Genomic DNA, 24,683 nt, shown 5'->3' on the forward strand with positions numbered 1-24,683 from the left:
ATGAAGAAAATAGCATTTGTGCACACCGGTTCGTTTTTCCATCTCGCGACCGTGAAGGATCCCGCGGTGCGGGCACGCCCGGTCACCCCCGTGTACTGGCCGGACTATTCGGGAGATTTTTCGGAGTTCGACGCCGTCTACTTGGCCGCGCGCAATCACCCGGGTGTGGTGGCCGCGAAGCACGGCCAGGTGCTGGACTTCCTGGGGCAGGCCGGTAATAAAGTATTTATCGACGGAATTAACCAGGTGGATAGCTGGCTGCCGGGGACGTCCGAGACTCCGCGCGGCACGAATTTCTGGTCCTGGCGCACGGGTGAGGATCTGGGGCGGCGTTCGGTGAATACTGATCATCCGCTCTGGGAGTATCTTTCCGATGAGGCCGTCCACTGGCATTATCACGGGGTGCTCGCGCCTCCGGCGGGGGCGACGCCGTTGGTGGTGCTCACGCAGATGGAGCAAACCGGGCCGGGCGTTGATCCCTGGGGCGGGTATTATCTGGCACTTCCGGATCACCCGAATATGCTGCTCTACCACGATAATGTGACGTTCGCGGCCGAGCTGGTGGTATCCACGATGGATGCCACCTATCACCACGGGGCCGGTTTCATGCCTGGCGCCACCCAGTTGCTCTACCGCATGCTGGAGTGGCTCGGGGATTAGCGTTGGCGGGGGCCGGTAGCGCGGGCCTGCGGCGCGGGCCGGTAGCGCAACCCGGGCTTCGGCGCAGCCCGGGCGGCCGGTGCCACCGGAGTGCAGCGTTGGCTGTACGCGAGCGCGGCTCTGAGTAGAGAACGCAAGTGGGTGGGCGTGCGAGGTCCTCGCGCGCCCACCCACTGCACTTAAAGCGCTACTGCACGGCGCCGTTAATCCGGCGGGACTCGAAGTAGTCCCACGGAAATTCGTCATCGTCTACGATGTCGTTGGGAGCGTAATACTCTGATTCGTTCGTAATCATGATTTTCTCCGTTGTAGCTTGAAACTTCAGCGCCCTCACGGGGAAGGGGAATCCCCCAACCATGACTGCCTTGTGAAGAAAAATGCGGATTGCTTCGGTCATGGACAACCCAAAACCTCGGAAAACAGATTCCGCCTCGAATTTCAATTCCGGATCAATCCGTATGGTGATCGTTGGTGTATATGCCACGGGAACCACCCTTTCATTCTATGCGAGTACTTGAGATGTGGTGAGTTTGTACAGCGCCTCGAGGGCGCTGTTGCCATGAAGCCTACGCCGCAACTACGACAACTTTCTAGGGCTGTGAGGGAGGGACTATGTGTTTTCAGAGGTGTACTGCGTCTGTACGACAAACACAGTACACCCAAGAAAACACATGCCCCCTCCGGAAAGGCTTGTAACTTCGGCTATTTTTCATTCATTGGTTCTGGGCTACTTTTCGACCGTAGCTCACATTATTTTCGACCGCCGTTCACAGTCCTGCTGCTCGACTATTTCGAAGCGGGTACAGGCTCGCTCGCTTCGTCCGCGCTCACGGCGAGAATCTGTTTCGCAACTTTTTGGGCGCGGTGTGCACCTGCACATATGCAAGCGAGCAGCACCACCATGCTGAGGATGATGATCGCGGCGAGCACCCCGTCGGAAAGAGGGAGGAATACTGCGAAACCGCTGAGGACCAGGCATGCTGTGGCAGCGGCCGTCCACGGCCAGGCTGCGGCATGCGCTTCCTGCCACGTTTCCTGATTCGTCATGATAATGTCGGTTCGGTACCCGATGAGTTCGTTAAGCTTCAGGGTCTTTTTACGGGAAGCATAGGCAAGCCAGCCGCTCAACAGCGCAGAACCCCATAACGTACCCACTATCACTACCGCGATCTGCCAGGTCATTGGCCCTCCCATCATCCAGCTTCGTTGCTGGTGATCTTCTCAGTGAACGGTATTTTCCACGGGGTCAGTTTACCGAGTGGCAGCGTCGTCGTACCAGTACCCAACTCGAATTCGCGCCAGATAGAAGCTGTCGGAAATTCTGACAGGGTGCTTCCCACTGGGCGCGCTGCGATGCCGAAAACATCCAAGTTCAGCGTGCCGTGAGCTGCGAAAAATCGACCACTTGGTCCGCCCACGCAATTGTGGAGGGGCGGTGAGCAACCATGAGTACCGTGCGGCCCACGGCGAGGCGCCGTATCGCTTCGCCGATGACTGCTTCGGTGATGCTATCCAGCGCGGAGGTAATTTCGTCGAGGAGGAGGATCGGGCTGTCCTTGAGGAAAGCTCGGGCGATGGCAACGCGTTGTTTCTCCCCGCCGGAAAGTGCATTCCCACCCGGCCCGACCTGGGTGTCCAGACCTGCGGGCAGCCGCTCGATAACCGGATCCAGCCCGGCCTGGCTTACTGCGGTGAGAATTTCCTCCTCTGTGGCATCCGGCTTAGCCAGCGTCAAGTTTTCCCGGATGGACCCGCTGAAAAGGTAAACGTCCTGGAACACCATTGCGATGTGGCGCATGGGCTGGCATTCGTGAATATCGCGCCCGCCGAGCGTGATGGTTCCGCTTTGCGGCTGCCAAAAACCGGCGGTCAAAGCCAACGCAGTAGTTTTACCGGAACCGGAGGGGCCAACAAGGGCGGTTACCTTCCCGGCCGGTGCTTTCAAGTTGAGATCACACAGCACGGGGTAGCGCGGATCGTAGCCGAAAGTCACCCCGGAAAACTCGATGGTGCTATCCGCGAGCGCGCCCTGATCCGTATTCGCAGGTACATCCGGATCCACGCTCGCAGACGCGGCGACAGTCGTGATATCGGGCTGTTCCTCGGCAGCCGCGATAATTTCATGCACCCGTTCGAGAGCTTGCATGGAATCGGTAAGGGCCGTGGAGTATAAAACTGATTGCGAGAGCGGCAGGTTAATACGGGTGAGAACCACGGCGATGGCCAGGAAACTCAGAAAGTCCATATCGCCACCAACCACCAAGGCTCCGCCCCAGCCCAGGCATACGGCGAAAGCCAGCTCGACTAGCAGGAGGAACGCGGAGGCCGGGCGGCTTTGGCTGCGCAGTGTCCTCAGGATTCCGGTGGACTCCGCCACAAGAGCCTCATCCAGGGGCTGCCATCGCGTTTGCCCGCTGCCGCGCAGGATTTGTTGGAGTTTCGCGAATTCGATAATACGCCCGGCTACCCTGCGTGAGAGCCGGGCTTCGCTGGCTTGGGCTTCGCGCACCGCCCGGTGCATCCAGCCCCAGATGAACCACAATCCAATACTGGTCACCGCGAGAACCACCCCGAGGCGCCATTCCACCATCGTGACCACCACGGCCATAACGAAGGGAACCACCACCCCCGAGATCACCGCGGGAAATACCAGGGAAGCCAAATGGGAAAGGGTGTTGACGTCTTTCGAGGTGGCATTTATGACCGCGGTGCGGCGGGATGGGGTGAACCACCCAACCGGGAGCCGCACTACCGCCGCACCGATTTTCTTCATGAGCTCGTCGCAGATCGCGTACACGCTCACCCGGTAGGACCAGCTCATCGTGACCACGTAGAGGAAAAATGTGATGGCGCCGCTGATGCATATCGCAAGGAGCCAGGAGGATAGCTGCCCATCGGCCGGCGCGCCGCCGCCAACGCCACCTTCGGTGAGCAGTGCCCGAAGGAACCCGATGAGCATCGCTAAGGTGATGCCCTGGGCTACCGCGGCCGCGGTGTAGGCCCCGATTAGAATTTTTATTTGGCGCACATCCACTACGGTGCGCATGGCCGTGAGCATTTTCAGCATGAGATTCCCTGCTCTTTCAGCATCTCGCGGTACAGGCCCGCGGTGGCCGCGAGTTCTTCGTGGCGGCCGGATTGCACGATCCGCCCGCCCGCGAGCACCAAAATCTGGTCGGCTTGGGCGAGGCCGCTTAGCCGGTGGGCGATCACCAAGGTGGAGCTATGCCCGCGCCGCGCCGCGATGACCTGGTGCAGTGCCTGCGCGGTACGGGTATCTTGATGTGCGCTTGCTTCATCCAGTATGAGGAGCGGGGGATCCGCCAACAGCGTGCGGGCGATACTCAAGCGCTGCGCCTCACCGCCGGAAAGAACTGCGACCTCCCCCAGGATCGTGTCATACCCGGCCGGGAGCGCAGCGATCCGTTCGGCGATATGCGCGCGGGCCGCAGCTGCCTGTATCTGTGCATCGGTAGCCTCCTGGTTGCCGAGCAGGAGGTTATCCCGCACGCTCACCGCGGCTAGGGACACATCTTGAAATACTGTGCCGACCTGGCTGTAGAGCCCCGCGCGGCTGTATTCGCGCAGGTCGTGCCCGCCGAGGGTAATGCACCCGCTTTCCGGATCCCAAAAACGTGCCGCGAGCGCGCCGATGGTCGTTTTCCCCGCTCCCGAGGGCCCGACCACTGCGGTCAGGGTTCCGGGCGGGAGAGTGAAACTAATATCGTGCAGAACCGGGCGGCCCGGAGCATAACCGAAGGACACATTCTGGAAACGTAGTTCCAGGGCAGAAGCCGACGGGGCGGCCGCAGCCGTGGCGCGCGCAGCCGGGGCAGGAGCCTGGTACTCCCCCACTTCCTGCGGTTTTTCAGCCAGCAACGCTGCTGTATCTTCCCCAGCCCGCAGCGAGCCTTGCAGATTCTGGGTGAGCGTCATAAGTTGCCCCAGGCCCGCGGGAAGCCCGAGCCAAATGGTGAAGAAAGCCAGGCTACTCGCGGGCGAGATCCAGCCACTCCACACAAACCAGCAGATGAGCGGGGCGCTCCACGCGAGGATCACGCCCGGCTGACTCAATGCGGATACCACCGCGATTCCTTTGCCGGCCCCGGCCAGCCAGCGGAAGGAGGCATCGGAGTTTCCTTCCCGCGCCGTGGTGAAGCGCCCGCCGACTCCGGTGGCGGGGAGTTGATAGTTTTTGATTTCTTTTATGCCATCGACGAGCTCCACGGTCGCGTCCGCGAGTTTCCGTTGGGCGACGTCGTAATCTTTAACGGCTTGATCCCCGCCACGGAAAGCAATCCCCATCGCCAGGCCAACGGCAACAATAAATACTCCGCCCAGGAGGAACGCCAGCTGCCAGTCGAGCACGCACAGGTAAATGCCGCCCACCAGCGGCGCCACGAGCGCGCTGGCAAGTTCGGCGCTGGCATGGGCAACCAGGGTATGAATGGCGCTGGTGTCATCGACCACGATTTTCCGGATTTCACCGGGGCCCAGCCGCCGCACCAGGCCCAGGGGTAAGGCGCCTAAATGTGTGATGATACGACGGCGCAACCGATGCCGCAGCCCTGCTTCGCTGATATGGGTGATACCAACTGCCCAGTTGTAACAGATGTGGTGTACCAGTAAGCCCACCAGGGTGAGCCCCAACCACCACCAGATACGTGCCGTGCCGCGGTCACCGAGCCAGTCATCAGCCAGACCAACTAATGCGATATAAGGAATGACCGAAGCACCGGATCCGATCCCGGCGATAATAAAGGAGACAAGCATTGATGTGCGCACGGGGGCTACCAGCTGCCAGGTACTCGGCTCGCGGGTGCGGGCTGTGTTGTTCCCTTGATGGTGAGACATGGGATCTTCTTTCTACCCGAGCGCATGCGTGCCGGAATATACCGGATCTTCCAAGAGGCTCCGCCACCCGGCTTCCCGGAATCTCTGAAGTAAGCCCAAATATTTTTTGGCGTTCTCACGGTTGAGACCTTGCCTGAGCGCACCGAAGAAGCCGTACCATCCGGTTTCACACATGACCTGCGCGAAGGCGGGCCATACCGCATCCCCTGGGCCGAGCTCGATATATAGGCGGGCTTCATATTCTGCCAGGTCAGCTACGAAGCTCTGATAGGGAGTGCCCGCGGATCCCCACAGAACTAACTGAAATACGGCGAGGTGGTCATAGACGTAATCGATCATCCACTCCGTGATACTGCTACCGAGATCCTCACCGGCGCTGCTACCGCCCTGCCGCAGTTCTTCCAGGCGAGCCTTTTCGGCAAGCGGATTTTCCGTGAGGGACTTTTCCGTGAGGGCAAGACCGCGCATAATGCCTTCGCGGTGCCGCTGGCGTAATTCCTGGCAGCAGGGTTCCACGAGAGCCGCAAACAAGGCTTGTTTATTATCAAAGTGGGTGTATAGGGCGCCCGTGGTGACATTGGCTTCTTTGGCAATCACGCGCAAGCTTGCCGCCTCATAGCCGTGCTCGGAAAAATTCCGCAAAGCCGCGGCAAGGATCCGCTCCCGCGTTGAGCCATTTCCGCGTGCCACCATCACAACCCCATCTCACATAACACTGTTATGCGATCAGGATAGCTCGGCAGAGACAGTGCGGCAAGAGGTTTCACCACAGAGGAGTATCCGAAGCACAGACCTAGGAGCGAGACTTTCGGTATCTTTGATTTCGGCTGGTCGGCTTGTCCGGAATTGTGCGTTCAATAAGCCCGAGGCGTAAAGCGGGCATCAAGTAACCTTCGCGGAATGACCCACGATGTGACAATCCAAGAAGATCCATAATTTCAGCGGCAGAAAGCGTCTTATCCGACAGTACGGAAAGAAGTTGTTGGATTTTCCAATCGTGCACCGCGCCATCTTGGTCGGTATCTTGGTCGGACGACCGACCAAGTACGTCAACCTCGGTCAGAGAATCGCGGATTATCTCCAGCATAAGCTCAACAAAATTCGAGCTATCCCCTTCCTTACCCGCAACAACGAAAGCCCGGTAATAATCCTGTTGCCGCGATTGAATAAGTTCCTCAACAGGAAGCCAGAAGAAGAGCTCCTTCCATTGCCCGAGCAGCAGGGAATGCCACAGACGCCCCACACGCCCGTTGCCGTCAGCGAAAGGGTGGATGAATTCAAATTCATAATGGAAGACCGCGCTTTTAATAAGTGGATGCAACGTAGATTCCTGATACCACGCAAGCAAATGGGAGACATGTTGCGGAACCAGATCCGCCGGCGGTGCTGCGTGCACAACCACGTTCCCCGCAAAGACCCCCACACCGCCAGAGCGGAAACGCCCGCTCTCGGGAACCAGCCCTCTCATCATGGTTCCGTGCGCGCGCAGCACATTCCGCACTGACATCGGATCAAGTTCAGGGATTAAGTCATATGCACGGCCGGCGTTATGCACCTCAAGAACCTGAGCTGTCACGTCCGCGGTAGATTCACCGCCAAGAATGGCCCGAACGGTCTCCAGCGGCAAGGAATTCTCCTCAATGGCGAGGGTGGCGTGGATTGCGCGAATGCGGTTCTCACGCCGCCCAAGCTCTCCCAAAGAATCCAGCCAAAATTTCCCATCGCCACCTGGGCGTTCCAGTTTTTCAACAAGGTTACAGACCTGGCCGACCAGCGCGTCGCAGGCAGGTGTTATGCGCAGTGGTGGTTCGTAACCGCTCATCTCCCGATGCTATCGAAGCGTCATTCCCGCCACCGATCCACACGCCGAGAAACTGCATAGCAGGACTACGCGCCGCGCACGCAAAGGGGCCGCCCCCGATATTTCAGGAGCGGCCCCTTGCGTTAGCCCTGCGGCTGCTTCCGTAACCCATTGGAAACTTCCGCAGCCACGCGGCTGCTTGGGTAGCTTTCAGCTACCTCAGCAACTGAGTGTTACTTCTTGCGGCGGCGAATCGCCACGCTACCCGCACCGGCAGCCAGCAGAGCGAAGACTGCCAGCGATGCCACATCGGCACCGGTCGCGGTCAGGCCCTTGGCCTTCTTGACCTTCTTGGTCTTCGGTGCGGCCTTGCCCGGATCGTTCGGGTTCAACGGGTCGGTGCCGTTCTTGATTTCGTCACCGTCGTTGATACCGTCACCATCGGTATCGGCCTTATTCGGATTGGTTGCCTTGCCACCGTTCTTAGCACCGGTCACTTCGTCACCATCGGTGAGTCCGTCACCATCGGTGTCCGGGTTCTTCGGATCAGTACCGATCGCCTTTTCTTCACCATCCGTCAGACCGTCACCATCGGTGTCGCCCTTATTCGGATCGGTGCCATTGGCAATCTCGTCGCCGTCATTCACGCCGTCACCATCAGTATCGGCCTTGTTCGGGTTGGTCGGCTTGCCACCGTTCTTAGCACCGGTCACTTCGTCACCATCGGTGAGTCCGTCACCATCGGTATCCGGGTTGAGCGGGTTAGTGTTACCAGGCTTGCCGTCCTTATTGAACTTATCGTCCTGGAACGGGTTCTTGGTGCCATTGACCTCGTCGCCATCCGTGAGCCCGTCACCGTCGGTGTCCGGGTTCTTCGGATCAGTACCGATCTTCTTTTCCTCACCGTCGGTGAGTCCATCACCGTCAGTATCGGGGTTCTTCGGATCGGTCTTGGTGGCCTTGGAGTCATCGACCTTCGGGGTACCATCTTCGTTGCGAGCCGGCTTGCCGTTTGCGTCGATGTCCGTGCCAACTTCCTCGCCGTCGGTCAGGCCGTCACCATCGGTGTCCGGGTTCTTCGGATCGGTACCCAGGTCCTTTTCGCGACCATCGGAAATACCATCTCCGTCGGTATCCGGGTTCTTCGGATCGGTCCCGTCCTTCTTTTCGTCGCCGTCGTTCACGCCGTCACCATCGGTGTCAGCATTGTTCGGGTCCGTGCCGTCCTTGATTTCGTCAGCGTCGGTGACGCCATCGCCATCGGTATCGGCCTTGTTCGGGTTGGTCGGCTTGCCACCGTTGTTCTTGCCGGTAACTTCGTCGCCGTCGTTCACGCCGTCACCATCGGTGTCCGGGTTGAGCGGGTTGGTATTACCAGGCTTGCCGTCCTTATTGAACTTGTCGTCCTTGAACGGGTTCTTGGTGCCATTGACTTCGTCGCCGTCGTTGATGCCGTCGCCGTCAGTATCCGGGTTGTTCGGGTCGGTGCCGATCTTTTCCTCTTCGGAATCGGTCAGGCCATCGCCGTCGGTATCCGGATCCTTGACGGTCACCTTGGAGGTATCGAGGACCTTGTCACCATCCTTGATGGTCACGGTGATCTCGGACTTGTCCTTAGCACCCGCGGGTACCTTGACCACAACATTGCCATCGGTGCCGATGGTGCACGTGGCACCGTTACCCGCTTCGCAGGTCGCGGTCGTCGGGATCGGGCCGTTCGCCGGGTCCTTCGTGAGCGTCACATCCGCGCCGGGCTTACCTTCGCCGTCGTTCCACGCCGGGCAACCATTATTGGAAGCCGGGCCGGCGATAGTCGGGCATTGATCCTGAGCATCGGGCACGCCGTCATTATCGCCATCCGGGTTCGGAACCGGGGCAGGCGCCGTGACGGTCACCTTGGACTTGTCGAGGACCTTGTCGCCGTCCTTAATGGTCACCGGAATTTCGGTGCCGGGGGTTGCGCCCGCCGGAATCTTGACGACGACGTTGCCATCGGTGCCGATGGTGCACGTGGCACCGTTACCCGCTTCGCAGGTCGCGGTCGTCGGAATCGGGCCGTTCGCCGGGTCCTTCGTGAGCGTCACATCGGTGCCAGGCTTGCCCTCGCCGTCGTTCCACGCCGGGCAACCATTATTGGAAGCCGGGCCGGCAATGGTCGGGCACTGATCGGCTTCTCCGGACACCCCGTCCTGATCGGGATCCGGGTCGGCAATGGTCACGGTAGCCGTATCCAGGTCCTTGCCGTTGGGGTCCTTGACCTTGACAACGATCTGGTCCTTATCCTTCGCGTTCGCGTTCGGGGTGACCGTAATCGAGCCGTCCTCGTTGAGCTTCGCGGTACCCGGACCGGTCACCTCAACAGTGGAGCCAGCCGGAACCGGGCCGCCCGCATTGGGCAGCTGGGCAGGTTCGGTCGGCTTGGTGGTCGTGTCATTCCAGGCCGGGTTATTCGGGGCAATCACGGTCACCTTGGAGGTGTCCAGCGTCTTGCCGCCGTCCTTGACGGTCACCGGAATGTCGGTGCCGGGGGTCGCGCCCTCCGGAACCTTGACGGTGATATTGCCATCGGTGCCGATGGTGCACGTGGCACCGTTACCCGCTTCGCAGGTGGCCGAAGCCGGGATCTGGCCGTTGGCCGGGTCCTTCGTGAGCGTCACACCCGCGCCGGGCTTACCTTCGCCGTCGTTCCACGCCGGGCAACCATTATTGGAAGCCGGGCCGGCGATAGTGGGGCACTGATCCGCGTCGTCGTTCACACCGTCGTTATCGGTATCCGGGTTCGGAACCGGATCCGGGGCCGTAACCGTCACCTTGGGTGTGTGGAGAGTCTTACCGTCATTCTTGATGGTCACCGGAATGTCGGTGCCGGGTGTCGCGCCCGCCGGAATCTTGACGACGACGTTGCCATCTGTACCGATGGTGCACGTGGCACCGTTACCCGCTTCGCAGGTGGCAGTCGTCGGGATCTGGCCGTTGGCCGGATCCTTCGTCAGCGTCACATCGGTACCGGGCTTACCTTCGCCATTGTTCCACGCCGGGCAACCATTATTGGAAGCCGGGCCGGCGATAGTGGGGCACTGATCCGCGTCGTCGTTCACACCGTCGTTATCGGTATCCGCCGGGGCCGGGGTGGTGACAGTAACCGGAACCTTGACGGTATCGGTGCTGCCATCCGGGTAGGTGACAACAACAGGAACCTCATAGGGGCCAGCAGCGGTACCCGCGGCCGGGGTCACCGTAATGGCACCGGTTTCGGGATTGACCGTGGCGGTAATCGGGGAGTTGTCACCGAGCTTGAAGGTGGTCTTCTTGCCCTTTTCGGTCGGAGCGGGATCCGTTTCGACCTTCTTGGTAGCGAGCTTATCGAAGGTGGGAGCCGGGACCTCAATGGTCTGCCCCGCCTCGACGGTGTTGTCCTGCTTGTAATTCGGATCGTAAGTATCGGTGATTTGCGCCAACACCTTGACCGGAACCCAGGTCTTCAGCTTGAGCTTGTTCTTGGAGTTGAGCGGATCGGTCACGGTAGCAACCACCGGGATACGATAATCACACGGAGCAACATCCGCGCCGGGATTGACGGTCACCAGACCGGTGGCCGGATCCACGCTCGCCCAGGACTTCACACCTTCGCCCAGCTCGTAGGTAGCATCGGCGGGTAGCTGGTACTTGTTGTTACCAATCTGCGTAAAGCCCTTGGCTTCTCGCGTTGCGTAGGGAGCCTTGCCCTTTGCGCTCTGCGTCTTCTTCACCTGGACGGGGTCGTACTTCACCGGAAGTGCGCGCACGATGAACGAATCGGAAGAAACAGCGTTATCAGCAGCGTAAAGAGTTGCCGTGTAGATTTCGCCGTCCTTCGCGTTCTCCGGAACGGTGTAGAAAGCCTTCTTGGCATCGCTGAGCTTCTTCAGGTCGCCATTAGTTTGAACAACCTTGCCCTTGGAATCGGTCCACTCGATCCGGTTGGGAAGCGGGGAAAGCGCCTTGCCGGTGAGCTTGATTTCAGCGGTCTGACCCGGCAGCGCGTAGTTTTCCTGGGCATCGAAGTTCGTGATATCCAGTTCCACCTGCACACTGAGAACCAGCGCCAGGTTGACGTTGTACCAGTTATTGGTAATCAGGTTCACTGCGGCGGAGGTCTGCGGAGTCCACGAAGCATGCGAGTTGAACATATTGAATGTCTGGCGCATGAAGGAGGAGTAGTTCGGGACTACCCGTCCGTTCGGGTCCAGCACATACATGTAAATACGGTCCACGTCCGCACCGGCGTTCTTCGGCAGGCGGATCGTGTACATACCCTTTTCGTTCGTGGTGGCCGTGTAGGTGCCCTCGATGTAATCGGGGTGCTCGGTGAGCATGTCACGGACCTTGACCTCGCGGTCATTGACGGACGGGGTGGCATTACGCAGTTCCTGCAGCGCGGCCTTGCCCGCGGGGGTCAGCTGCGAGAGCACCACCGTGTAGCCGGGGGCTACCACGTCGCCGGAGGAGTTGAAATTCGGACCGGTTGCGGAGTTGGCAAGATCGCCCGCTCCGGATTCGAACCATACCTTGCCAGAAACGGAATCCCGGGTGGAAAGGGTTACGGCCGGATCGGGCAGCGCGCCCTTATCGTCGTGAATCCATTCGTTTTTGGGACGGGTGAGGTAATCGTTCGGATCGGTGTACATGAACACCGCGGTACGCTGCATATTGGTACCGATAAGCGGGAACTGACCCAGGTTATTTCCCGTCACGCTGTTGACGAAAGCCCCCGGGAAGAAACCACCAGCCTGGCGCACCATGGTGACGGGGTTACCGGCCGGGTTGGTGAAATCATTGATCCACAGGCGGTAATACTGGCCAGCAACAGCCTTGTAAAGATGCTGTTTTCCGGTGTTATCCACCCAGGGCGTACGCAGATCGAAAGCGTAGGCGCCGGGGCCGATCTGGCTGCCGTCGCTCTCGTCAATCGTCTTGACGGTGGTGGAGTAAATCGGGGAGGCTGAGCCGTCGGTGTCACGCCACTGGAGGTACACCTTGGTTCCATCTGGAACCGGGGTAGCGCCATTGGACGTGGTTGCCGGCGTGCCAACGCCACCGAAGAACGCGCGCCCAGAGAGCGTGTTCTTGGCGTTACTGGCATCCGTTGTGCTCTTAATCCAGCCGCTCTTGAAAGCATCGGCTTCGATAATGGCATCTTGCTTGAAAGGAATATCCGGTCGGTTAGCGCCAGGTTGGTTCGCGCCTGCTTCGACAGCGGTGTCACCGACATACGTCGGGCACTGTGCTGCGGGAGCAGTTGGCGCTGCACCGGAATTCCCTTGCGGTGCAGCGTAAGCGAATCCCGAAGCAAACGTCGTCATGAGCGCCGCGGCGGTGAGACCGGCCCACACTTTCGTGCGACGACGATGCCCACCCTTGCGGGACACAGACGCGGAGACTCCGGGCGCCGACTGAGTCGACTCCGTGTGTTGGGACATTATTTCTCCATTAGTAGGGATATGGATCGTTAAGGTGAGATCGCTACGAGCGTGTGCATTGTGAGAGGGCAGCACTGGAGCACCCCCCCCCCGCAATCCAGCTGACCCGGTCCGCTAAATCGCCTAAACAGTTTCCGAGCCTAACACAAGAAGTCGTATTCAATTATTCAGCACAAAAGGTTATATAAACCACTAGCAACACGCACTTCTCTCGCGAAGATAACTAACTTTTTATCACGCCGTTTCAGATTTGTTTACTAAGTATTAACTCGCGGCACGTTGCGGTTTTGAGCCGGGCCCCTCGCTGCACCCATACCTACCTCGCCGCTTTTCGGCGGCGCGGCCGCGCGTCCACCTCGCCATAATGCCGCCCGCACCGGCGTGAATAATAATACTTTCCGGTAACAGCACGGGCCTTCAATCTCCACCCACACCACTCGGCCGGCACTAAAGTCCCGTACTACCGGGGCGAAAAAACGGGAGCGCGCGAAGCAATTCCCATCTCACACCGCGCCCCGCCACCTGCATACTTATGTGCCGCCGCGGCTCCTACCAGGGGCATCACCTCGGGAAATGTACCCAATCTCTCGTTTTTTCAGGGCGGCCACCCGCGCGCAGCACATGCGCAGGCAACCGCCCCGATGATCACGCCAAGGGTCAGGACCTTTGGACTGCTTTAGAAATCCCAATCGTCGTCGGTGGTATCTTCCGATTCTCCAATAATGTAGGAGGAGCCCGAGCCGGAGAAGAAATCGTGGTTTTCATCCGCGGCCGGGGAAAGTGCGGTGAGGATCTCCGGGCTCACCTGCGTTTCTTCACCGCTAAAGCGTGCCGGGTAGCCCAGGTTCATAAGCGCCTTATTGGCGTTGTAGCGAACGAAAATTGCGACGTCGTCCATCAGGCCCACAGGCTCGTAAAGTTCACCTGAATAGTCGAGTTCCATCCGGTAGAGCTTCTCGAGCAGCTCGAAAGTGAATTCCTCCATTTCCGCACGCCGCGCTTCGCTGCACTCCTCCAGCCCACGCTGGTATTTGTAGCCGGAGTAGTACCCGTGCACCGCCTTATCGCGCAGGATAAGACGAATAAGATCCGCCGTATTCATGAGCTTGCCGCGGCAGGAGAGGTAGAGGGGCAGGAAGAACCCGGCGTACAGCAGCAGGGAGGAAAGCAGTGTGGAGGAGACCTTGCGCTTGAGCGGGTCGTCACCCACGTAGTGCTCAAGCACCGCCTTGGCGCGCTGCTGAAGCAACGGATTATCCACGGCCCAGGTATAGGCTTCCTCGATCTGGGTGCTCGAGGCCAGGGTGGAGAAAATCGAGGAATACGAACGCGCGTGCACCGCCTGCATAAAAGCAATATTGGCGTAGACAGCCTGCTCGTGTTCGGTGTGTGCGTCCTGAATCTGACTAATTTCACCAATACTTGCCTGCACGGTATCCAGCAGCGTCAAACCGGTAAACACCCGCATCACGAGGGTTTGCTCCACCTCGTTCATGCGCTGCCAGGAGGGCAGGTCATTGGAGAGCGGCACCTTTTCCGGCAGCCAGAAATTTGCGGTGAGCCGGCGCCACACCTCCAAGTCCTTCTCCTCCGGGACGTAATTCCAGTTGATCGGCCGGAAGGGCCCCTCGGGATGCTGGATGTACTGCGGCGGCATGAAAGAACGCAGGGTGTAATGCCGTCCATCGGGTGAGCTCATGACTTCTCCAATTTTCATCAAAACACTAGATATTGTGGTCACCTAAATTTCGACCACTAGATATAGTGTCGCATTGCGGGCGCCTAGGACTTAAGGCTCGCCGTAGTGGTGTGTGTCATAACGACGACGCCGCGCCTTCCCCACCAGCATTCCGGCTACGAAAAACACCCCCGAGCCGGCTAGACGCCAACTCGGGGGTGCATACGCGATTCGCGCGAGTTACTTCTTCTCGACGAGGGCCACGAAGCGATCAATATAGCCGCGCACGAAGTCCGCGGTATCGGACTTCAGCTTGCCGGACTCATCAAAGAGTTCCGGGGAGCGCCCCAGGAACACTTCGGGCTGCCCAGGCATGGGCATATCGAAGTAGGAGAGGGCCAGGCGCAGGTTCTTCTGCGAGCTATAGCCGCCCATGCGCCCCACCGAATGGCTGATAATGCCGGCCGGCTTATTCTTCCAGGCCACATCACTATTGGGCTTGGAACCGATGTCCACGGCGTTCTTCAGGCAAGCCGGCACGGTGCGATTATTTTCCGGCGTGACGAAGAGGATGCCATCGCTGGCCTTAATGGTTTCCCGGAAGCTGGTGTAGCTTTCGGGCAAGGGTACGTCCGTCACAGCTGCGTCGTCGTAATCGAAGTTGTAGAGCGGCAGGTGACCGATCTCCACAATCTCCACCTCGTAACCCTCGGGGAAATAGCCGGCCACTTCGCTCGCAATTTTGCGCGCGTAGGAACCGCGCCGCAAACTACCCACCAGAATTGAAATCTTCATAAGTATCCCGCGCTTTTCACTCGTATCTTGACTGGGTGTGCCGCGCCCGGCCGCCGCCACAGGCGCCGAAGCGGACGCTGCCACCATCATAGGCTAGGCCCGCTTGCGGGTGTAGAGCACCACCCCACCCACGCAGAGGAGGGCCAGGGTGACCGCGAGGGGGTCGATAACCTCGGAACCGGAATGGGCAAGGTTATTCCCGAGTTTCTTACCTTCACGTTCCAGCTGGGCGATTTGCTCGGGCGATAGCTCGCAAGGCTGACCATCGGCAGTGCGGCCTTCCCACACCGTTTCGGTGCCGCCACCGCTGGAACCGAACCACTGCTGGCCCACCAGCTGTCCGAAGGTACCCGATTCGAAAACGGCCATCTTGCCGGGTCCGGAAACGCTGGTGACGCTCAGGGTAAGTTCGCCGGTGGTCGCTTCGCGGAAGCTGGGATGCTGGGTATTCGCACCCAGCCACGGCACTCCGGAGACCTGGCTGGAGGAAATCATGTAGATGCGCTCGCCGGCGCCGGCCACGAAATCGATGCCGGCCGGCGCGGTGGTGGCCGCGGCCTCCCCCAAGCCGAAGCTCAGGGATGCCGGGTCGAGCCACTGCCCGGAATTATCGTCCTTGACGGCGGCGCGCAGCTGCCCGCCGTCCACCACCGCGCCCAGGTCATAGTGGCCGCTATTGGCGGTGCCATTTCCCCCGACGTTGAAAGTCAGGGTGGTGGTGGTTGATAGGCGGGTGCCGTCTTTCGCGGTGGCGTTCAAGGCCAGGCCCACCGTGTAGGTACCCGGCTGGGTGAAGACCCAATTGGGATGCACGTGGGTATTGGCCGGGATCGTATGCGAGCCGCTGGCACCGCCGCTCGCGGTACGTTCCACCGGGGTGGGGATGCAGACCGGCGCGGCGGGCGCTTGCGCTGCTTGGCCGGCCGGAGATTGGGGCGCTTGAGCCGCGGGCGCCTGGCCCGAGGGTGCCTGCGTAGCGCCGCCGCCCGGTGCCGGGGCACCGTTCGCACCGCCCGCGCCGTTCGCGCCATTGGCACTGTTCCCACCGTTCGCACCATTAACTCCACCGGTCGGGGTGCCACTCGGAGCCGCACCGCTTCCCCCATTGCCAGCTCCCGGGGCGGAGGATCCGCCGCCCGGAGTAGATGAATCGCCCGGCGCGCCAGCGGCGCCGTCGTTCCCACTACCGGAACCGCTACCGGAGCCACCGTTATCGTGACCCTGCGCGGCCGCAATCGCGGCGTCGCCCACCGCCCAGGTGTACGTGCGCGCGGGCGCGGTGAGGGTACCGCCGGGGGTATCCACTTCGGCCCGCACCGTCATGCGGTAGGTACCGGGCGCGGAGAAGAGCCAATTCGCGTGCTGGTGCGCGGGTTCGGGCTGGGCGATCACGCTGCCGGGCGCCATTTGGAAGCTCGGAACTCCGGCCGCGTCGCGCAGAATCGGGTTGAGGGTGGCGAAATTCGTTTCCCACAGGAAGACCTTGCCGGGGCCTTCGAGTTGCTCCACCACGAAACGTACCGCTGTACCGCCCAGCTGGCGCGCCGCCCCGGAATCCCAGCCAGGCCATACAATTCCGGCCTGCTGCACCTGGTCAAGCAGAAAGCCGGGTGTACCCAGCTGCGGAACCGCTGCAGATTTGGTAGTAAAAGTTTTCTCCACCACGCCGACCACGGTTTCTTCAGGGGCACGCTCCACCCCGGTGCCGGTGGCGTCTTCTTTGAGATTGAGGGAGATGGTGCCGTCTGTATCTGCGGCGATATTGAAGAGGTCCATATGCCCGGAGGTGAGAACGGTGGGCTGCCCGGCCCCCGCCCCCGCGGGCGCTGCCGGCGCCGGTGCAGCCTCGGCGGCAGGAAGGAATGCTCCCCACCCGGCTAGGAGCGCCGCCATGGCGCCCGCCAGCCCCGCCGCAGCACGCCGTGTGAGTGCTGTCATGACTTTCCTTTCCTTGCAGTACTTGCGCCACCTAGCCTATTTGATAACAATAATGATTATCAATAAGGGGTGATGTGGTTGTCTCTCACCCGGACTGCCGCACACCGAAACGGAAAGAGACAGAATGGCACGACGCCTCCTCGCGGCCCTGGCCGCCGCCGCGCTCACCGCCGGAATAGTTCCGGCCGCAGCGGCCGCCCCGGATGACGGAAAGATTGTCACAACGACGGCGCATGTGGACGCCCCCAAAGTTTTTTGGGAAAACGGTACGTTCGTGCTGAAAAATGAAGCCTATGACGAGCTGTATCCGCTGGAGAAGACCGTCAATTGGGTCGGGCGCGGCTACGCGCGCAGTGGCTCGAATCAGGGCGGGCAGCAGTATATTTTCCTACCCCCGGATAATGAAGCTTACGGGCACCTGCGCAAGGTGGCCGAACGCTGGTATTCCGCGCCGGGCATGCCCAGCGGCCCCTTCCCCATCTGGGCCGGTTTCGGTGCGGATGCCGGCATTCCGGTGGAGCAATTCCGCAACGGCACCTTCGCCCTCGAGCTGACCAAGTTCGACGGCCCGGGGCGCATGGAAGCCTTCATGACCAATATGGATCTTTACCTCCCGCTGTTCTCCAGCCACGAGACGGGGAGGCGGGTCTCCTACCTGGTGCCCGGCAGCCACACCCATAACGAGACCGCTTTCACCAAGCCGGGGCGCTACACCCTGACCTACCGCGCCATCGCACGCGGGGTGGACGGCAAGATTATCGCCTCGCAGGAGATTCCGTTTGTGTGGCAGGTGGGTGGTACCCGCCCGGCCAAGGAGGCGGGTCCCGATCTGGCTACCGCGTTCAACGCCGCCCCCACCGGGGATACGTCCGGTTACCGTTTCTCCCTCGCCCCATACGAGGGCCGCGAGCATGACGCGGATGACCAGCTCACCGAGCTGCGTTTCGATGCCGGTTCGGAAACGGTGGCGGGGAAGGTGCAGTTCTTCCTGGATGGTTACTTCCTAGCCGAGGTGCCGGTGGAGAAAGGGCAGGCGCGCTGGGCGGAGATGATCGGCTCGGGTGCTTCGAATTTCCAGGCGGTTTTCGTGCCCGGCACCCCGGGAACGGGCGGCACGGCCGGCACGCCCAAGGCCGACGGCGCAGCTAATTCGGCTCCCGGCGCTCAGGCCACCACCGGGGCCCGCTGGGTTTCCGCCCCGGTCTCCTACGCCTTTGGCGATGCGGAGGCCAGCACCTCGGAGAGCGCCGCTCAGCTGCCCGAGCCCCATTCGCAGGACCCGGCGCCGGCCATGGAGGGCGGGGAGTATACGCCGTCGTCCTTCGATTACACGGTGCGCACGGAAAAGACGGCCACCGGAAACGTGACCACCTCGGTTGCTTTTGCGGATCCGAAGGTGCGCGCGTACGTGCACGGCGGTTACTACGCGAAAGCGGAGGATAAGTACCCCGATTGTGAAGTGAATATGGTGACGGATTCGCGGGGCGTGGCCACCGTGACCCAGGGCGATTCCTGGTGCGAGGGCTACCATCTCAAGCTCAGCATTGACCCGCATCCGGAAGTGAATATGAGCGCGGCCGCCGACGTGCACTTCGGCACCATGGATCTGAGCGCCCCGCAAAGCTATTCCGGGCGGCTCGCCGCAGCTCCCGCGATTGGTACCGGCACCCAACCGGCCCCCGCACCGCAGCCTGAGCCGGCGCCGGAGCCTGAGCCCGGGCCGAATCCAGCGCCGAACCCTAGCCCGAATCCTGGGCCGAATCCGCCCGCGCCGGCGCCCACGCCTTCCGTTTCGCCTAGCGCTCCCGCACCAGCTCCCGCACCGAAGCCCGCCCCGTCGCGCACCATTTTGCGCCGCGGCCACGTGGATCTGCAGGCGATGCCGGGTGAGGGCGGCCCGGGCGTCGCCCTCAAGGACGACACCCTCGAGCACGCCACCACCTCGGTGCAGCGCGATGTGAGCACGGTGGCGCTGGCGGTGCCCGATTCGGCGAAGTCCCCGCGAGCGAAGGGCGCGGTTTTTGATTTCCTTGGCGCGGAGGGCGAGCGGCTCTACCAGCTGCCCCAGAACTGGGATCGTTCGCATATTTGGCCCGGGTGGTCCACGGAGAGCTACCGCAAGCCCACGCGTTTCCACGTGGAGCCGGAGTCGATTCCGGCCGGCGCGCAGTATCACGCCTACGCGCTGAGCGGCTTCGGGAACGTGGATCGGCTTTTCGACACCTCGCGCACCGCTCTTGACCTGCCCGATCCCACACATCAGCACGCCGGGTGGGCCTTCACGCAGCCGGGCGTGTACGTGTTGCGGGTGTGGTACGACGACGCCGCAGCCGCGCCGGAAGCTTCCGGCGCGGGCGGGGCCAATCGGGCGGGCCGCCTAGTTTTCTTGGTCGGGGATGAGACGATCGCCGGTTACGAGCAGGGCACCGTGAGCATCCCCGGCGATCCCGCCGCTCCCGAACCGGGCGGTGCGGATCATCCCTCCGTGGATCCCAATCCGGGTGGGAAGCCCAATCCGGGTGGTGGGAATCCTGGCGGCACGCCGAATCCGGGTGGAAACCCTGGAGGTAACCCCGGAGATAACCCGGGCGGCACCGTTAATCCGGGTGGTGCGCCCACGCCGGGCGCCACTCCCGCACCGCAGCCGTCGGCCACACCCGGAACACCGGGGGGCATTAGCACACAGAAACCGAATCCGCGGCCGGGCATACCCGGCCCTGGAAATAATCCCGGGAATAAGCCGCTAACCCCGGGCGGGCCGCCCGCACCCGCTCCGCTTCCGGAGAATCCCGGGGCGAAGGCGCTGCCGCCGAGTGGCAACGCACCGCTCAGCCCCGGTGGCGGCGCCACCCTCACGGGTAACCGGGTAGTTGGCGCACCACAGGCCGCTGGCGGCGGGGCACCGCGCCCCATCTCCCCCGCTCCGGCGAAGGCCGGTGGGCCGGCGGCCGGGAAAGCGGCGGCTCCCTCCGCTACTCCGTCGGCGAGTGCCACGCCCGGTGCTGGCACGCCCTCCGGTTCCGCCTTCGTTGGCATGCCCAATGGCGCGGCGGGCCAGGGCAATCAGGCGGCTGCCGGCGCAAATGCCGATGCTTCGGCGAGCGGCTGGGATCGGAGCATTAAGCTGAGCACCCTGGCGAAGATCATGGGCGTGATCGCTTTGTGTGCCCTGTGCCTGGGCGGCGGCGTCGCCCTGGAACGCCACCGGCGCAAGTAACGCACCTATGAACGGACCGGGCCACTAAGGCCCGCCCCTACACCCCGGCGCACCCGAGACCGGATGCGCCGGGGTGTAGTCTGTTTTTGGCTGGGCAAAGGCGTCGGCCATACGTGAAGGAGATGATCTCAGGTGAGTGAGAAGATTACCCAAACCGCGGGCCGTGACCAGCTGGGAGATTTCGCCCCGCTTTTTGCCGAGCTCAATGACGACGTTCTTTTTGGGCGGGTGTGGAATCAGCCCGCGCTGTCTCTCAAAACGAAGTGCGTGGTGACGGTGGTGGCTCTCATGGCTTCCGGGATCACGGATTCTTCGCTGCGCTATCACCTGGAGAACGCGAAGAATCACGGGGTGACTCGGGAGGAGATCGCTGCGATTGTCACGCATGCGGCCATGTACGTAGGTTGGCCGAAGGCTTGGGCGGTTTTCAATCTGGCGAAGGATGTGTGGAGTAGTGATGCCGAGGCTGCGGGTGCGGATGGTAGCGCTGGCGCCAATCCTGGCACGGATGCGCTAAGTGCCAAGGAACGCCACGCGCGCGAATGCCTCTTCCCCATCGGTGACCCCAATGACGGTTTTGCTCAGTATTTCATCGGGCAGAGCTACCTCGCGCCGGTCTCCACCAGCCAGGTTCCCATGTACAACGTGACGTTCGAGCCGGGCTGCCGCAATAACTGGCATATTCACCACGCCTCCAGCGGCGGCGGCCAAATCCTTATCTGCGTGGCCGGCCGCGGATTCCACCAGGCCTGGGGGCATCCGGTGGAAGAAATGCTGCCCGGGGATGTGATCAATGTGCCGGCGGGCACCAAACACTGGCACGGGGCCGCGCCCGATAGCTGGTTCTCCCACCTGGCTGTGGAGGTTCCCGGCACGGACACCTCCAACGAGTGGCTTGAGCCGGTGAGCGATGCGGAGTATGCGCGGCTGACTGCGCGAGGCTGACCTCCCAAAATTCACACCTCATCCATCGAAGATTACCGGGCGGGTGGTATTTTTCTGAGCTGTACTTCGCATGTACGACATATGCACTACAGCTCTGAAAACACATGCCTCCCCCGCAGGGTGTGATGTGATTATTGAGGTCAGTGGGAAAATACCATCATCGGGATTGCCACGTGAGGAATCTGGACCGCTTCGAAAGCACATCAGCTTTAACGAGGTGTGGGTGCGTACCGCAGAAATCTGCAATACGCACCCACACCTATGTAAATATGCCTACGCGTGCGGCAGTCACACCCGCCGCCCGCGCACCCGCTCCGCGAGCGCGCCGCGCGAAGAACTACGCCTTCTGCTTCTCCACCAGGGCCTGCAAAGCCTTGGTGTCCAAGCCGGAGAGTTCGTCCACGAGCAGCTGGCGCTCCAGGCGCTGGAGGTCACGCAGCGGCAGCTCGGACAGGCGCGCGATAATCTCCTGGCGTTCGTCGTCCGGGGCGAGCTGCGGGGCCGGAGCCGCGCTGGGAGCCGAAGCACCCGCGGTGGCAGAGCCCCCGCCCTTGGGTACCGTCGTCGTAATAGAAACAATGGCGAGCAGCAAGAACACCAAAGAAACACCCAAGGCGACCATCGCGGCCAGGCGAATCGAGGAGTTATCCGTACGCCCGGACATCGCGATCACTTCCGGCACCGGGGCGCCCTGCAGCCCGTAGAAGACCGCCAGCGAAATCGCGGTACCGATCGCCCCACCCAGCGAGGAGGCCATCTTGTAGATACCCGAACCGGAACCGGCCTGGGAAGCCGGCAGGTTCGAGAGCGCCGCGTCCGTGGACGGGGTGGCGTAGAAAGCCAAGCCCAGGCCGAAGAGGCAGTAGGCGATTACCGCCATGAGCACGTACTGGCCGATAAGCAGGTGCGTGGTCATGAGCAGCCCGCAGGCCACGATGGTGATGAGGCAGCCCCAGATCATCGGCTTGCGCGGCCCGAAACGCTGGAGGAGTTTCTCGCCGATACGGATGAAGGCGATAATGCACACGCCGTAGCCCAGCGAAAGCAGGCCGGCATCGAAAGCGGTGTAGAGCGAACCGTCCGCCTTGTGCCCGGCCAGCTGGATGACCTGCTGGCTAATAATAAGCATGCCGATGGTGCCGTTTACCAGGAAGTTGGAGATCGTGGCACCCGTGAAGGTGGTGTTCTTGAAAAGCGCGAAATCAATGAAGGGGTTCGCCTGCTTGCGTTCCCACCCGAAGAAGAGCGCGTAAGAAACCACCGCGAGCGCGGTGAGCAGAAGCGTTGCCGCGCTGCCCCAGCCGAGTTTCGAGCCGTAGAGCAGCACGATCATGAGCCCGAGGGTGCCGGCGATGAAGAGCACCAGGCCGATGGCGTCGAAGCTCTTGCGCGGGCCGGTGCTTTCCACCCGGTTTTCCGGGGTGCCCAGGATCATGAGGAAGGCGAGTACGGAAATAATAATCGAGGCGATGAAGATTCCGCGCCAGCCCACGAATTGCACCACGGTGCCGCCGAAAATCGCGGCCAGGCCGGAGCCACCCCAGGAACCAATCGACCACATGGACACCGCGCGCTGGCGGGCCGGGCCATCCCAGTAGGCCTTCACGAGGGCCATCGAGGCCGGCATAATGCAGGCCGCACCCAGGCCCTGGATCGCGCGCCCGGTCAGCAGCAGCGGCAGCGCCACGCCCCCGGCCGCGAAAATAAGCAGCAGCGAACCGGCGGCGTTGAGCACAATCCCGAGGAGGGTGATGCGTACGCGCCCGATCTTATCGGCCAGGCCGCCCATGAGCACCATGAAGAGGCCGGAGAACAGGCCGGTAATGGACACCGCGAGGTTCATCCCGGCCGCGTCCACGCTGCCGAGGTCCTCCATAATATTGGGTGCCACGGTGGCGGCAGTTCCGGCGAACAGCCAGAAGGTCACCACCGCGAGGACGATGCCCCACAGCAGTTTTTCGGTGCCGCGGTAGCCGGTTTCTTGCGGCGGGTTACCGGCCGGCGCCTTTGCGCCATTGGTGGTAGCCATAGTTTTATCCTTTGTCATCGTGGAAATGTGGTCCCGCTAGTCCCGCGCCAGCCAGGCGAGCGCGGCAACGGCCGCGGCTTCGGTGCCGGTGGCGAGGGTGGGTTGGAGAACCGGCCCGAAGGCGGGGTTGTGGTTGGGGTAGGTGGGCGCGCCTTCCGCGAATCCACCGAAGCCCCAGTAGGTGTAGGGAATCCCGAAGGCGTCCGGGATCACGCTGAAATCTTCGGAAGCCGATACTTCGCCGCAGTCCATCACGCGCTCTTCCCCGAAGTGTGCCAGGAATGCCTGGGTGACCTTGGCGGTAGTTGCGTCGTCGTTATTAGTAAGCGGGTAGGAATCGTAGATCTCAAATTCCGGTGCCTGCGGGGCGCGGGCCGCTTCACATTCGGCCGTGACGGTGCGCTTAATGCCATCAAGGAGCTGTTCGCGCACGTCCATGTCATACGCGCGAATATTAATAAGCAGGGTGGCCGTGTCCGGAATAATATTTGATTTGCTCCCGGCGTGGATGGAGCCCACGGTGAGCACCGCCATCTTGAAGGGATTAATCTCGCGCGCCACCACGCTCTGGAGCCGGGTCACCACGGCGGCGGCCAGCACCACCGGGTCAATACTCAGATGCGGCATGGAGCCGTGCGAGCCCTTCCCGTGCAGCGTCACCTTGACGGAAGCGCCGGTGGAGAGAATCGCCCCGGCGTGGGTGCCTACCTGCCCGGCGCGCATCGGCCCGGCCAGCACGTGCTGCCCCAGAGCCACAGCCGGCGCCGGAATTTTATCGACCAGGCCGTCGGCCACCATGGAGCGCGCCCCGGCCGCGGTTTCTTCCCCGGGCTGGAACAGCGCAATATAGGTGCCGGCCCAGGCCTCGCGGTTTTCCGCGAAAATACGGGCCGCGCCCAGCGCGCAAGAAATGTGGAAATCGTGGCCGCAGGCGTGCATGGCCGGGACTTCATTGCCGTCCGTGTCCGTGCGCGTCTGCGTGGATGCGTACTCGAGCCCGGTCGCTTCCTTGACCGGGAGCCCGTCAATATCGGCGCGGAAGAGCACCGCGGGCCCCTCCCCGTTTTCCAGCACACCGACGACGCCGCCGCCGATCCGCTGCGTTGCGTACCCGAGGCGCGTCAGTTCCGCGTCGATAGTGTCACAGGTTTCTTTTTCCTGCATAGAGAGTTCGGGATGCTGATGCAGGTGGATATAAAGCTCTTCTTGCCAGGGGGTGAAAGAATCCACCGCCTCTTTAATGTTGATCATGAATCACCTTTCCGCCAGGATAGGGCGGGACCGCCATCGTTGCGAATGCGTGGAAG

At 61.7% G+C, this 24,683-nt stretch carries 15 protein-coding genes; 3 read left to right on the top strand and 12 right to left on the bottom strand.

All coding sequences use genetic code 11. The features are described from left to right. Nucleotides 1–660 (top strand): hypothetical protein, encoded by a 660-nt coding sequence (locus tag HMPREF9237_RS01280; RefSeq protein WP_016441905.1) that lies wholly within the window; start codon nucleotides 1–3, stop codon nucleotides 658–660. 187 nt (nucleotides 661–847) lie between these two features. On the opposite strand, the gene HMPREF9237_RS08750 is transcribed toward HMPREF9237_RS01280, so the two are convergent. The 10 genes from HMPREF9237_RS08750 to HMPREF9237_RS08755 form a co-directional block, all read right to left on the bottom strand. Beyond that, a complete protein-coding gene (locus HMPREF9237_RS08750; protein WP_016441906.1) occupies nucleotides 848–1,144 on the bottom strand; it encodes a type II toxin-antitoxin system RelB/DinJ family antitoxin in 297 nt (98 codons plus the stop codon). A gap of 302 nt (nucleotides 1,145–1,446) precedes the next feature. Further along, nucleotides 1,447–1,842 (bottom strand): SdpI family protein, encoded by a 396-nt coding sequence (locus HMPREF9237_RS01290; RefSeq protein ID WP_016441907.1) that lies wholly within the window; start codon nucleotides 1,840–1,842, stop codon nucleotides 1,447–1,449. 190 nt (nucleotides 1,843–2,032) lie between these two features. Next, nucleotides 2,033–3,727 (bottom strand): ABC transporter ATP-binding protein, encoded by a 1,695-nt coding sequence (locus tag HMPREF9237_RS01295; RefSeq protein ID WP_016441908.1) that lies wholly within the window; start codon nucleotides 3,725–3,727, stop codon nucleotides 2,033–2,035. Next, entirely contained in the window at nucleotides 3,721–5,514 is a 1,794-nt protein-coding gene (locus HMPREF9237_RS01300; protein WP_016441909.1) for an ABC transporter ATP-binding protein, read from the bottom strand. Before HMPREF9237_RS01300 ends, HMPREF9237_RS01295 begins: the two co-directional genes overlap by 7 nt. 12 nt (nucleotides 5,515–5,526) lie before the next feature. Further along, nucleotides 5,527–6,207 carry a TetR/AcrR family transcriptional regulator gene (locus HMPREF9237_RS01305; RefSeq protein ID WP_016441910.1) on the bottom strand — a complete coding sequence of 227 codons (681 nt, stop codon included), beginning with the start codon at nucleotides 6,205–6,207 and terminating at the stop codon, nucleotides 5,527–5,529. A gap of 100 nt (nucleotides 6,208–6,307) precedes the next feature. After that, nucleotides 6,308–7,336 carry a Fic family protein gene (locus HMPREF9237_RS01310; RefSeq protein ID WP_016441911.1) on the bottom strand — a complete coding sequence of 343 codons (1,029 nt, stop codon included), beginning with the start codon at nucleotides 7,334–7,336 and terminating at the stop codon, nucleotides 6,308–6,310. A gap of 212 nt (nucleotides 7,337–7,548) precedes the next feature. Next, nucleotides 7,549–12,774, bottom strand: coding sequence for a Rib/alpha-like domain-containing protein (locus HMPREF9237_RS01315; protein WP_016441912.1), 5,226 nt, complete (start codon nucleotides 12,772–12,774; stop codon nucleotides 7,549–7,551). A 676-nt stretch (nucleotides 12,775–13,450) separates the two neighbouring features. Next, nucleotides 13,451–14,491 (bottom strand): class 1b ribonucleoside-diphosphate reductase subunit beta, encoded by a 1,041-nt coding sequence (nrdF, locus tag HMPREF9237_RS01320; RefSeq protein WP_269208108.1) that lies wholly within the window; start codon nucleotides 14,489–14,491, stop codon nucleotides 13,451–13,453. 201 nt (nucleotides 14,492–14,692) lie between these two features. Continuing rightward, a complete protein-coding gene (locus HMPREF9237_RS01325) occupies nucleotides 14,693–15,247 on the bottom strand; it encodes an NADPH-dependent FMN reductase (RefSeq protein ID WP_016441914.1) in 555 nt (184 codons plus the stop codon). 93 nt (nucleotides 15,248–15,340) lie between these two features. Further along, nucleotides 15,341–17,185, bottom strand: coding sequence for a choice-of-anchor M domain-containing protein (locus HMPREF9237_RS08755; RefSeq protein ID WP_016441915.1), 1,845 nt, complete (start codon nucleotides 17,183–17,185; stop codon nucleotides 15,341–15,343). 124 nt (nucleotides 17,186–17,309) lie between these two features. Here HMPREF9237_RS08755 and HMPREF9237_RS01335 point away from each other — a divergent pair, with 124 nt between their 5' ends. Both HMPREF9237_RS01335 and HMPREF9237_RS01340 read left to right on the top strand, forming a co-directional pair. After that, a complete protein-coding gene (locus tag HMPREF9237_RS01335; RefSeq protein WP_016441916.1) occupies nucleotides 17,310–20,402 on the top strand; it encodes a choice-of-anchor M domain-containing protein in 3,093 nt (1,030 codons plus the stop codon). A gap of 132 nt (nucleotides 20,403–20,534) precedes the next feature. After that, nucleotides 20,535–21,347, top strand: a complete 813-nt coding sequence (locus HMPREF9237_RS01340; RefSeq protein ID WP_016441917.1) for a carboxymuconolactone decarboxylase family protein — start codon at nucleotides 20,535–20,537, stop codon at nucleotides 21,345–21,347. Between the two features lie 337 nt (nucleotides 21,348–21,684). Here the strand turns inward: HMPREF9237_RS01340 and HMPREF9237_RS01345 are convergent, their stop codons facing one another. After that, a complete protein-coding gene (locus HMPREF9237_RS01345; protein ID WP_016441918.1) occupies nucleotides 21,685–23,376 on the bottom strand; it encodes an MFS transporter in 1,692 nt (563 codons plus the stop codon). 36 nt (nucleotides 23,377–23,412) lie between these two features. Continuing rightward, a complete protein-coding gene (locus HMPREF9237_RS01350; RefSeq protein WP_016441919.1) occupies nucleotides 23,413–24,627 on the bottom strand; it encodes an amidohydrolase in 1,215 nt (404 codons plus the stop codon). Between the last annotated feature and the right edge of the window lie 56 nt (nucleotides 24,628–24,683).

The organism is Actinotignum schaalii FB123-CNA-2, from assembly GCF_000411135.1.
GTDB classification, from domain to species: Bacteria; Actinomycetota; Actinomycetes; order Actinomycetales; family Actinomycetaceae; genus Actinotignum; species Actinotignum schaalii_A.

Excerpts from the sequence above, each read along its gene's own strand:
- HMPREF9237_RS01280 (WP_016441905.1), top strand. The coding sequence starts at position 1 with ATGAAGAAAATAGCATTTGTGCACACCGGTTCGTTTTTCCATCTCGCG.
- HMPREF9237_RS01290 (WP_016441907.1), bottom strand. The coding sequence starts at position 1,842 with ATGACCTGGCAGATCGCGGTAGTGATAGTGGGTACGTTATGGGGTTCT.
- HMPREF9237_RS01295 (WP_016441908.1), bottom strand. The coding sequence starts at position 3,727 with ATGCTGAAAATGCTCACGGCCATGCGCACCGTAGTGGATGTGCGCCAA.
- HMPREF9237_RS01300 (WP_016441909.1), bottom strand. The coding sequence starts at position 5,514 with ATGTCTCACCATCAAGGGAACAACACAGCCCGCACCCGCGAGCCGAGT.
- HMPREF9237_RS01305 (WP_016441910.1), bottom strand. The coding sequence starts at position 6,207 with ATGGTGGCACGCGGAAATGGCTCAACGCGGGAGCGGATCCTTGCCGCG.
- HMPREF9237_RS01310 (WP_016441911.1), bottom strand. The coding sequence starts at position 7,336 with ATGAGCGGTTACGAACCACCACTGCGCATAACACCTGCCTGCGACGCG.
- HMPREF9237_RS01315 (WP_016441912.1), bottom strand. The coding sequence starts at position 12,774 with ATGTCCCAACACACGGAGTCGACTCAGTCGGCGCCCGGAGTCTCCGCG.
- nrdF (WP_269208108.1), bottom strand. The coding sequence starts at position 14,491 with ATGAAAATTGGAGAAGTCATGAGCTCACCCGATGGACGGCATTACACC.
- HMPREF9237_RS01325 (WP_016441914.1), bottom strand. The coding sequence starts at position 15,247 with ATGAAGATTTCAATTCTGGTGGGTAGTTTGCGGCGCGGTTCCTACGCG.
- HMPREF9237_RS08755 (WP_016441915.1), bottom strand. The coding sequence starts at position 17,185 with ATGACAGCACTCACACGGCGTGCTGCGGCGGGGCTGGCGGGCGCCATG.
- HMPREF9237_RS01335 (WP_016441916.1), top strand. The coding sequence starts at position 17,310 with ATGGCACGACGCCTCCTCGCGGCCCTGGCCGCCGCCGCGCTCACCGCC.
- HMPREF9237_RS01345 (WP_016441918.1), bottom strand. The coding sequence starts at position 23,376 with ATGGCTACCACCAATGGCGCAAAGGCGCCGGCCGGTAACCCGCCGCAA.
- HMPREF9237_RS01350 (WP_016441919.1), bottom strand. The coding sequence starts at position 24,627 with ATGATCAACATTAAAGAGGCGGTGGATTCTTTCACCCCCTGGCAAGAA.